Below are 10,435 nucleotides of genomic sequence, written 5' to 3' on the forward strand. Positions count from 1 at the left end.
AGAGCTTGCGGAGCGGGGCCTTGTCGGCGCCGCCGATGGCGATCTGCTGGACGCCCAGGATTCGGAAGGGTCTCGAGGTCTGCATGGACCTGGAACCTACCGGGAAAAATCGCGGGAATAGACCCATTTGTCAGGTCGCGCGTTTCGATGCGGCGCCCGTTGATTCCGTCCCCCGGAGAACACATGTCCCAGACCTTCCTGAAGCGCCGTTTGAGCCAGTGGGGAAGTGCCCTGCTCGTCGCCTGTGTCCTGCCCGCCTGCACGTCCATGGACGAGCGCCAGGGCCTGGCGGCCCCCGCCACTCCCGTCGCCGCCCGGCCGGCCCCGCCCCCGAGCGCCGCCCCCCATGACTTCGCCTCCGACGAAGGAAGCGACACCAAGGCGAAGACCGAGTCCCAGCCGTCACGTGACGACCGGGCCCTGAAGGCGCCGCGAGGAATCGAAGCGGAGCTGCGTGAAGCGCCCGCCCCCGAGCCGATGATGGCCGTGGCTTCCCCCTCCAGCAGCCAGGGAGGCGGCGCGGTGGCCAACGGCGTCATCGGACGTGTCCAGGGCGAGGAGATGGCGAGGCGGACCCCGCCGATGTCCCCCAAGAAGATCGCCGCCATGGCCCACCCCACGGAGAAGGACCTGGATGGAGCGGACACCGGTGGCCCGCGGCAGGGCAACACCTTCGAGACCTGGAAGCCCAACACCTTCACCGAGACGAGCAAGGACCCGCTGTCCACGTTCGCCGCGGATGTCGACACCGCGTCGTACACGGTGGCCCGCCGCTACCTCCAGAACGGCAACCTGCCGCCCGCCTCCGCCGTGCGCGTCGAGGAGTTCGTCAACTACTTCAAGTACCGCTACACCCCGCCGGAGACGGGCGCCTTCACGGTGCACCTGGAGGCCGCGCCGTCGCCCTTCGACTCGAAGCGCCACATCCTGCGCGTGGGTGTGCAGGGCAAGGTCGTCTCGCGCTCGCAGCGCAAGCCGGCGCACCTGGTGTTCCTGGTGGACACCAGCGGCTCCATGGCGTCCCAGGACAAGCTGCCGCTCGCCAAGGAGGCCATCAAGATCGCCGTCAAGAACCTCAACGAGAACGACACGGTGGCCATCGTCACCTACGCGGGCTCCACGCGAGAGGTGCTGACGCCGACGCCGGCCACGGACGTGAAGACCATCCACGCGGCGCTGGACACGCTCCAGTCCGGTGGCGGCACCGCGATGGGCACCGGCATGGAGCTGGCCTACAAGCACGCGGTGAAGAAGGCCTCCGGCAAGGTCATCTCCCGCGTCATCGTCCTCACCGACGGCGACGCCAACATCGGCCCCACGCTGAGCCCGCAGGCCATGCTGGAGAGCATCCACAAGTACGTGGCCGAGGGCGTCACCCTCACCGCCGTGGGCTTCGGCATGGGCAACTACCGCGACGACCTGATGGAGAAGCTCGCGGACAAGGGCAACGGCAACTGCTTCTACGTGGACAGCTACAAGGAGGCGAAGAAGGTCTTCGAGACGCAGCTCACCGGCACGTTGGAGGTCATCGCCAAGGACGTGAAGCTCCAGGTGGAGTTCAACCCGCTCGCCGTGCGTCGCTACCGCCTGATGGGCTACGAGAACCGGGACGTGGCGGACAACGACTTCCGCAACGACAAGGTGGACGCGGGTGAGATTGGCGCCGGCCACAACGTCACCGCGCTGTACGAGGTGGAGCTGGTGAAGGACACGAAGGAGGCGCTCGCCACCGTGCGAGTGCGCGCCAAGGCGCCCAACGGCACCGAGGCCGCTGAGCAGTCCTTCCCGTTCGAGCGCTCGCTGCTGCGCGCGTCGCTGGAGGCCTCCTCGCCCGACTTCCGCTTCGCCCTGGCCGTCGCCTCCACCGCGGACATCCTCCGGGGCAACCCGGCCGCCGAGGGCTGGAGCCTGGCCACCGCGCAGAAGCTCGCCGAGGGCGCCGCCGCGGGTGACGCGGACCGCAACGAGTTCGTCAAGCTGGTGTCGCAGGCCCGCGCGCTGTCCGGCGCGTCCGCCCGCGGCGAGTAGGTCAAAGGGGACTTGCAGGGGGATGGGGTGGAAGGCCCGGGGGGCGCCTTCCACCCCATTATTTTTTCCGACGAGCCGCTCGGACGCGCTCAGTACGCGACGACGCTGCCCGGGGTGGTGCTGGTGAAGAAGTCCGGAAAGGTGGCCACGTAGTTGCCGCCACTGCCCGTCTCCCCGCCGATGCGACCCGTCTTCGACCCACCCACCGTCAGCGTCGTGCCGTCCACCTGGATGCTCAAGGAAGACAGGTAGACACTTCCGGTGCCCAGGTACACCGCGAGTCCAGAGGTCCGCACCACGGTCATCAGCTCCGGGTCCACGTGTCTGAGGCCCACCGTCACGGGCGAGCTGCCGCTGTAGTTGTTCTTCATCGTGTACCCCACGGCCACGCCCAGGTCATTGGCCGCCAGCGACAGGCTGGGCGTCACGATGACGGAGCTCCCCACCCACACATTGGCCGCGGGCCAGGCGCATGACGCGGACGCGAGCCGGTACAGGGTGATGTCGTGGATGGGCGGCACCGTGCCCGTCCGGACCGCCGAGGTGAGCTCGAAGGTACAGCCCCGGGACACCGCCGAGACCAACGCCAACTCCTGGGTATCGGGCCCCTCCTCCACTCCGCCTGGGGACTCCTCCCCACCACACGCCGGGAGGACCACCGCCGCACAAAGATAGACAGCGCGCCTGAAGAATTTCATGACGTGACACCCCCTGGTTCGCGAAAAAGCAGGCGCACGCTAGCAGTCTTGCAAGTCATTGCAGCGACATTTCCGCGACCGGAGGGCAGGCACCGCGAGGACGCGTTGCTGTATCCTGGGGCCGTATGCGCCCATCCCACCTGCCCTCCCGACGTCTGCTCGTTCCCATGGCCACGCTCTTCCTCGCGTGTGGCGGATGCAGTGATGACCCCAGCGGCGGAGGCGTGCCCCTGGGCGAGGAGCAGAAGGGCATCGCGACGTTCTACGACGCCACGGGCGCGGGAAACTGCAGCTACGACGCCAGCCCGAACGACATGATGGTCGCGGCGATGAACACCCCGCAGTACGCCGACAGCGCCGCGTGTGGCCAGTGCATCGACATCCAGGGCCCCAGCGGCAACGTGCGGGTGCGAATCGTGGACCGCTGCCCGGAGTGCGAGGCCGGCCACCTGGACCTGAGCCGCGAGGCCTTCGCCAAGATCGCCGAGATGCGCCTGGGCCGCGTGGACATCACCTGGAAGGTGGTCTCCTGCGACGTGGCCGGCGGCCTGGAGTACCACTTCAAGAACGGCAGCAACCCGTGGTGGACCGCCATCCAGGTGCGCAACCACCGCGTGCCCATCTCCAAGCTGGAGTGGCGTCGCGGCGACGGCGCGTGGAAGAACGTCCCGCGCCAGGACTACAACTACTTCGTCAACGACAGCGGCATGGGCGAAGGCTCCTTCACCGTGCGCGTGACGTCGACCACCGGCGAGCAGGTGGAGGACACCCTGCCCCGCGTGCTGGACGACGACACCTTCGAGGGCTCCGCCCAGTTCCGCTGACCCGGACCTTCGTCTGGAAGGCCAGGGCTCGACACACCGTCGAGCCCCGGCCTCGAGAGGTCCGAGCGACTACCGACGCAGCATGGAGCGCAGCAGCTCCAGCGCCTCGGTGACGTTCTGCCAGACCTGGAGCGACTTCACGTTCTCCCCCTCGCCCTGCACTGCGCGACGGGAGGCCCGCTCCAGGGGCAGCAGCACGCCCTCCACCAACTCAATCTGCCGGCTCAGCTCCGCCGGAGACGGCCCGGCCACGGCGGCGCGCTGGAGCGCCTCCGCGGGCATCTGCGCGGACACGTTCACCGGCCGGTCCGCCAACGCGGCGAGCGCCCGGGAGAGCTGCTCCATGTACGGCCCGAAGTCCTGGGCCGGCGCCTGCTGGACCACGGGCGCCTGGGTGGACGTCGCCACCCGCTCGGTGAGCGCCTTGAGGAGCTGGGCCAGGTGCTTGAGGTACGGCGCCATGTCCGTCGTCGGCGCGGGTGGAGCAGGAGGAAGCGGCGGCGGCGTGTCCTTCACCTCGCGCCCCACCTTCGCCACTTCCAGCACCGCGTCGCGAAGGGCCTCCAGGTAGGGCAGCGCCTCGGCCGTCGGGTCCTCGTTCCGGTCCGCCGAGCCCTGCACCACCTGCGTCGCCGCGTGCACCACCGCGTCGCGCACCGCGCCGAGCTGCTCCTCGATTCCACTGAGCTGGCCGGTGACACGCGCCACGGGGTCGTCCTCCTTGCCCCCCATGCGCTTGACGCGCGCGAAGCCCTGCTTGATGTCCTCCCACCGCTTCGCCTTCTCCGGCGTCAGGCGCCCGCGCATCTCCGCCAGCTTGAGCAGGTTCTGCTCCGCCGCGGTGGTGAGCGTCTGGGACTCGCCCTGGTAGTGGTCGTCCACCAGCCGCTCCAGCTCCGCGTCCGTCATGGCCGCGACGAGCTTCTCCGACAGCTTGTTCATGTTGCGGTACGAGCCCTGGAGCTTGAAGGCGGGCTCCGCGCGGAAGCGCTCGTCCTGCGCCGCCGAGGCGATGTACTGCATGTTCACCTTCAGCAGCACCGACTGCACCCGGAACATCCGCTGGAAGATGGCGATGATCTCCTGCAGCTCCGCCGCCGCGTAGCCGTGCTTCAGCTCGCCCGCCGGCACCTCCTCGCCCTGCGCCATGCGCAGCAGGCGGTGCGTGTCCGCCGTGTCGCGCGTGGCCAGGGGCGCCGTCACCGGGTTGGAGGTCAGCGCGTTCTCCAGGTAGCTCAGCGCGAAGAGGTGCTCCTTCCCGTCGAGAATCTCACCCAGGTTGTAGGTGTCCGCGCGGTTGGCGAGCATGTCCGGGATGCGGAAGCGCTCTCCGGTCTCCGTGTAGGGATTGCCGGCCATGACCACGCAGAACTTCTTGCCGCGCAAGTCATAGGTGCGCGTCCGGCCGTTCCACACGCCCTCCACGCGGCGCTGGCCGTCGCAGAGCGAGATGAACTTCTGGAGCAGCTCCGGGTCCGTGTGCTGGATGTCGTCGAGGTAGAGCATCACGTTGTTGCCCATCTCGAAGGACAGGTTGATGCGCTCCACCTCCTGCCGCGACGTGGCGTTGGGCGCCTCCGCCGGGTCCAACGACTTCACCGAGTGGCCCAGCGCGGGGCCGTTCACCTTGACGAAGGTGAGGCCCAGCCGGCTCGCCACGTACTCCATCAACGTCGTCTTGCCGTAGCCCGGCGGCGACATGAGCAGCAGCATGCCCATGCGGTCCGTGCGCTTGCCCTCGCCCGCCGCGCCCAGCTGCTTGGCCAGGTTGGCGCCGATGAGCGGCAGGTACACCTCGTCGATGAGGCGATTGCGCACGAACGACGACAGCACCTTCGGCGTCAACTCCTCCAGGCGCAGCTTGCGGCGCTCGCGCTCCAGCAAGTCCCGCAGCAGGCCGCGGTACGTCTGGTATTGCGGCACGCGGAGCTGACGGAACTCACCCAGGCGCGCCAGGAACTCGTCCAGGCGCAGGGCCAGCTTCCGGTCCTGCACGCGCGGGTGACTGCCCAACAGGCCCGTCACCTCGGCCGCAGTCAGCGCGCCCGCGGGCTCGCGGTCCAGCTTGCGCTCGGTGAGCAGCAGCGCCGCCGTCTCCAGCACGAAATAGCCCGCGTCACCGGGGCCCCCTTCGCGCTGGCCCAGATACGCCTCCACCCACGCCTTGGCGATGAGCAGCCGCGAGGACAGGTCCTTCTCCAGCCCGCGCAGATCCTCCTCGAAGGCGGTCCGGGTGCCCTGACGATCCAGCTGCGCCAGGAACGCGTCGCGCAGCACCACCGCCTCGCCGCTCGTGGTGAAGCGAGGCCGATCCACCGCCAGCTCCTCGACGAGGTACCGCCCGGCCTGTCGAGCCTCCGCCGGCGAGTGCTCCAGGGCATTCGCCTTGAGGAACGCCTCCACGGCCTCGCCCAGCGCGAGCCCCAGCTCCGACAGGCTCCCGCCCGAGGAGAACGTCTGCCGCAGCCGCGCCATGCTCCGCGCCCGACGGTGCAAGAGCGTCCGCGCGCCTTCGTCGGTATCGAAGGCCCAGTACAGCGAGGCCCACGCGCGAGGCACCGGCGCGAAGCGCAAGAGGCCCGCGCCCTGGTGCAGCGTCAGCAGCTTCTCCAGGACCGCCGCCGCGTCCACGTCATGCACGCCGCGCTCGTAGCCCTCGTCGAAGCGGTCCGCCGCGTACGCGCGCACCTTCTCCAGCAGCGTGCCGGCGATCACCGCCTCGTGCAGCATGGACAGCGTCAGCCCGCCCTTGCCGTCCTCCGCGTCGGAGAGGATGCAGGAGGCCAGGTACTCCACGCGGTACACGCCCCGCGTCTCCGAGACGAGGTGCTGCTCCCAGAGGTCCTGGTGCTTGAGCAGCTCCGGGTCCTCCAGCTTCTGCGCGTAGTCGGAGCCGGTGAGCTGGAGGTAGAGCGCGCCGTCTCTCGGGACCAGCGTCAGGTCCAACGGCTGCGTGTTGACGTTGAAGCGGTAGGTGCCCAGCTTGATGAGGGAATCGCCGTCCGCGAACAGGTCCTGCTTGTCGCGCAGCGCCCGCAGCGCGTCTTGCTTGGCGGACTTGAGCCGCGACAGCACCTCGTCCGAGCGCACGCTGTCCTGGAGCCCCATGAGCTGCTCGGAGAGCTGCCGCAGCTTGAGGATCATCGCGTCGGTGGCGAAGTACCCGTTCAGCTCGTCGTCCGACTTGAACGACTTGGACCGGCGCTGCACGCCCTGGAGGATGCGCTCCGCGGCGCCGAAGAGGCTCTGAGCCCGGCGCTGCCGCTCGTCCACCAGCGTCTGCTTGCGGGCGCCGAACGCCTCCAGCAGCTCCTCGCGCTTCTGGGTGATCTGCCCCAGGAACTCGTCGAACTCACCGAAGCGCCCTTCCAGCTCCTCCAACTGCACCGTGAGGCGCGACAGCCCCTCGTCGCACTTCTCCGGCAGGTCCGCCTGGGCCAGCGCGTTCTCGATGGCCTGCCCCAAGAGCTTGAACTGGGCGCCGAACTCCGCGCGCTTCTCCCGGCTGGACAGCTCCTTGCGCTTGGCAGCGAGGCTCGCGCGCACGCGGTTGAGGCGGCCGAACAGCTCGGAGATGCCCTCCAGGATGCGGGCGCGGGCCAGCGGGTCTCCCACCTGGAGCCCACCGACGACTTCACCCAGCACCGTGAGGCCCTGGGCCGTCTTCTCGATGTCCTCGCCCAGCGGCGCCAGCTCCACCGTGGTCTGCACCGGCTCCAGCTTCGCGAGCAGCTCGTCCAGGCGCGCGGCCAGGGGCTGCAGCGCCTCGCCCTTCTGGAGGAAGTCCACGCAGCCGGAGCTGGTGTTGTCGGACGCCTCCACCACCGCCTTCTCCAGGGCATCCACGCGCCCCAGGTCCATGTAGCGGATGTCCTTCAGCGTGATGAGGTGCCCGCGCTGCTGGCGCAGCTCCGCCAGCACGAGCATGAACTCCTCGGCCGAAGTCAGCAGCTCCGGCTGCACGCGCCCCAACAACTTCTTCTGGGCCTTCTCCGCCTCCGCCAGCGACTCGGACGCGCGCTTCTGGAGGGCGAGCACCTTCTCGAACTCATCGATGATGAGCTCGGACGTGCGGCGCAAGAGCTCCACGGGCTCCTTCAGGCCCGTCTCCGTGTGGCCCAGCCAGTAGTACGCATCCAGCGCGCGCGTGGCGGCGGCGACCAGGTCCTCGTACGTGCGGCGATTGGGCTTGTCCGTCTTCGCGATGCGCTGGAGCGTCAGCGAGTCGGAGATGCCGCGCACCAGCTCCGCGTTGCCCACCTTGCCCAGATAGCCGGGCGCCGCGGGCACCGACGCCGCGTGCTCGTCCGACACGAAGGGCGTCTGCCACACCTGCATCGGGTGCACCCGCGTGGGCTCCTGCGACGTCTCGCGGAACACCACCAGCCCGCCGTCCGCGAAGAGGCTGTAGCCGTTGCACACCAGCGGGTTCTGCACCTCCTTGCGCACCAGGTTGTACGGGAAGAGCAGGTAACGGCCCTCCTCGCGCTGGTGGAAGATGTAGAGGACGTCCTCGCCATTGGGCGAGCGGATGACGTGCTTGAACTCCATCCCCGAGCCGGTGGCGTCACCGTCGAAGACCTTGTAGTCGCCCGTCTGGAGGTAGTACCCGCCGGGGAAGATGATGCCCTGGTCCTCGGGCAGCCGGATGCAGGCCTGGCCGATGGCGTCGATGCGCACCACGTGCTGCGTGCGCGAGTTGAACACCAGGTAGCGCTGGGCCTTCTCGCGGAAGGGCAGCACCCGGATGAGGATGAGCGAGCCCACCTGGGCCCACGCGAACCGCGCGTCATCCAGCGACTGGTTCGCGTCCTCCACCGGCTCGCTGTAGATGCCCAGGCCGGACGAGGTGTTGTTCTCCACCTTGACGGTGAGGTCGCCCTTCACCGTCTCCACGAACACCTGATCCAACACGTTGACGTGCGGGTGCTGGCCCAGCACGTAGTTCTCGCGCGTGGCCACCGTCCACTCGAAGTCGTGGGACGGGGGGAAGACGTGGTCCTTCTCACCCTGGTTGTCCACGTAGGTGGCGCGCCCCTCCGTGTCCAGGTTGAAGCGGAACACCTTCAGGTCACGAGCGGTCTGCCCCGTCTGGAAGATGGCCAGAAGCCGCGCGTCCTTGCGCCGGAGCTGCAGGAGCTTCGCGTCCTTGTAGTACCGGTACAGCTCGCTGAAGTCCTTGATGAAGCGCGGGTCCGACAGGAAGCCGCCCGCCTCCGAGTCCGGCACGGCGGACAGGTCGAACCCGTCGGCCGTCTTCTCGAACCGGTGCAGCGAGAAGACATCCGCGACGGACGTCTCCTTCTTCAACCCGATGAAGACGTTGTAGCCGAAGAGCAGGTACTTGCCGACGCTGACGATGTCGCGCGCCACGCAGTTGTTCTCGGTGCGCACCCGCTCGTTGCCGGTGACGCCCAGCTCCGAGCCGCCGAAGAACGCCTTGCGCCGCACATTGAGGTCGTTCGCCTTCGCGCCCAGCACGTCCGCTTGTGCCAGCAGGCGCGTCCGGATGACCTCGTAGCTGCCCCCCTCTAGCGCCGTCTCGCCCGTGGGCGCCGCGCCCTTGCCACCGTCAGTTGCCATGAGTGCTCACCGGAAATTTCGCGGGGACCTCGCCCCCGTCCCGCCCGATGGGAGGGACGCCACCCCAGAAGGGCCCGGGGCGAGGTCGTCGTGACGCCATGCCCGCCCTCGCGCGCGGCGAAGGCGGACCCTGTGCTGCTACCGCCCGAATCAGCCCTGCTTTTCGGTGGTGGACGAAGTGCCCTCGGCGCCCACGAGCGCCTTCAGGTTCGCCCCCGCGTCCGTCGGGCCGGGCGTCATGCGGTGCAGAAGCGCCGCCACCGCCAGGTTCTGCGCGTCGTTGCTCAGACCCGGCTTGGAGAGGATCTCCTTGAGGTCCGCCGGCAGGTCCTTCTGGCCGTTGAGGTAGCCCCCCAGCGCCGTCTTCAGGGCCTCACCGTGCTCCAACGCGCCGTCCACCGCGGTGCCGAACGACACCGCCTTGACGAAGCGCTCGAAGAACTGGCCGTCGCCACCGACGATGTTGAACTTCGCGTTGGCGAACGCCTTGGCCAGCACCTCGGCCTGGGCATGGGCAATGTCCTTGCGCACGCGGATGGTCTCCAGCTCCACGTCGCGCTCCTTGTTGAGCTTGAGGCGGAACTCCTCGTGCTCGCGGCCCACGCCGTCCATCAGCTTCATGGACGCCGCCTTCTCCGCGAGGCCCCGGGCCTCGGCGAACAGCTTCTCCTGGATGGCCGCGGCCTCGGCGAGCTGCAGCTCCTTCGTGGCGAACGCCTCCGCCTCGCCGCGCTTGTGGATGGCCACCGCCTCGGCCTCCTGCACGCGGGCCCGGGCGATGCCCTTCTCCTGCTCACCCGCGGCCTCCGCCAGCAGCCGCTCGCGGACGATCTGCGCCTGCGCGTGGCCCTGCTTTTCAATCGCGCCGGCCTCCGCCTCCCTCACGCGCACCTGCGCCATGCCCAGCTTCTCCGTGGCCACGGCGTCCGCTTCCTTCACGCGGATGCGCGCCAGACCATCGGCGGCGGACTCGGCCTGGATGCCGTCGGCCAGCCGCATCTTCGCCTTGGCCGTCTTGTCGGCGGCCTCGAGGTCCGCCTCGGCGAGGGTGAGCTTCTCCTTCGCCATGAACACCGCCATCTCGCTGTTGGCCTTGGCGGCGTTCACGTCCTTGACGGTCTTCTCCTGCGCCTGGGCCTCGGCGTTGATGATGATCGCCTGCTTCTTGCGGAGCGCGTCGGACTCCACGCGCAGGTCCTTGATGCGCTCCTCCTCCTGCGCCACCGTCTTCTCCACGGCGATGCGGGCGCGCACCACGTCGGCGATGTTCTTCTTCTGCTCCTCGAGCGCCTTCTCCTTGTC

5 protein-coding genes and 1 pseudogene are annotated in these 10,435 nt (G+C 68.9%); 2 read left to right on the top strand and 4 right to left on the bottom strand.

Annotated features, from left to right (window positions below):
- Positions 1–85, bottom strand: a pseudogene (locus ACN469_RS16465) (VOC family protein); the annotation flags it as partial.
- 98 nt (positions 86–183) lie between these two features.
- On the opposite strand from ACN469_RS16465, the gene ACN469_RS16470 reads away from it, so the two are divergent.
- The gene (locus ACN469_RS16470) at positions 184–2,028 is read left to right on the top strand and encodes a vWA domain-containing protein (RefSeq protein WP_498768964.1); all 1,845 of its coding nucleotides are present in this window, start codon (positions 184–186) and stop codon (positions 2,026–2,028) included.
- Between the two features lie 89 nt (positions 2,029–2,117).
- Here ACN469_RS16470 and ACN469_RS16475 read toward each other — a convergent pair whose 3' ends face one another.
- A complete protein-coding gene (locus ACN469_RS16475) occupies positions 2,118–2,726 on the bottom strand; it encodes a hypothetical protein (RefSeq protein WP_498768966.1) in 609 nt (202 codons plus the stop codon).
- 167 nt (positions 2,727–2,893) lie between these two features.
- On the opposite strand from ACN469_RS16475, the gene ACN469_RS16480 reads away from it, so the two are divergent.
- Positions 2,894–3,550: an expansin EXLX1 family cellulose-binding protein gene (locus ACN469_RS16480; protein ID WP_498768968.1), complete on the top strand. Its 657-nt coding sequence runs from the start codon at positions 2,894–2,896 to the stop codon at positions 3,548–3,550.
- Between the two features lie 69 nt (positions 3,551–3,619).
- On the opposite strand, the gene ACN469_RS16485 is transcribed toward ACN469_RS16480, so the two are convergent.
- The gene (locus ACN469_RS16485) at positions 3,620–9,133 is read right to left on the bottom strand and encodes a DNA repair ATPase (RefSeq protein ID WP_498768970.1); all 5,514 of its coding nucleotides are present in this window, start codon (positions 9,131–9,133) and stop codon (positions 3,620–3,622) included.
- A gap of 150 nt (positions 9,134–9,283) precedes the next feature.
- Positions 9,284–10,435, bottom strand: a 1,152-nt coding sequence (locus ACN469_RS16490) for a flotillin family protein (protein WP_498768972.1), incomplete at its 5' end; no start/stop codon positions are given.

The organism is Corallococcus terminator (assembly GCF_049194865.1).
Classification (GTDB): Bacteria; Myxococcota; Myxococcia; order Myxococcales; family Myxococcaceae; genus Myxococcus; species Myxococcus terminator_A.